This is a genomic window from Vibrio sp. 1078-1 (genome assembly GCF_033340475.1).
This window is the reverse complement of sequence record NZ_JAWOWM010000636.1, coordinates 1-582: the sequence shown is the minus strand read 5'-3', so window position 1 is coordinate 582 and position 582 is coordinate 1. Positions and strand designations below refer to the sequence as shown.

Sequence of the window (582 nt, the reverse complement as noted above, 5' to 3'; positions counted from 1 at the left end):
AGCAAGTGCATCCCAAAACTCCGCATCTGCGTGTGTGGAAGGTCAAAGCGTTATTCAGAAAAACCGAGAAGCGATTGTGTCGCTTGCTGAGCAAGTGAGTGATGCGGCAAATGTGATTTCTGAACTGGAAGCGAACACCCAAAGCATCAACCAAATCCTGTCTACGATTCAAGGCATTGCTGAGCAAACCAACCTGCTCGCTCTCAATGCGGCCATCGAAGCAGCACGCGCGGGTGAACAAGGACGCGGATTTGCCGTGGTAGCCGATGAGGTACGTGTGCTGGCATCGAAAACCACACAATCCACCACAGAAATCGAATCGATGATCAGCAATCTGCAATCGAGCTCTCAGTCAGCCAACCAAGTGATTCAAAGCTGCATGAGTGATATGGAAATGTCGGTTGAGCAAGCCTCGAAAGCGAACAGTTCAATGGAAGAGATCCAAGCACTCATTATCGAAATCAGCCAAATGAGTACGCACATTTCTCAAGCGGCAGCAGAGCAAAGCGAAACCTCAGCAGATATAGCGCGCAACATTGAAGACATCAACAATATTGCGGATGAAAGTTACCACGCGATGTC

The 582-nt window shown here is 49.0% G+C and carries 1 protein-coding gene; it reads left to right on the top strand.

Annotated features, from left to right (window positions below; genetic code table 11):
• Window positions 1-582, top strand: a 582-nt coding sequence (locus tag R7190_RS29225) for a methyl-accepting chemotaxis protein (protein WP_318138118.1), incomplete at both ends; no start/stop codon positions are given.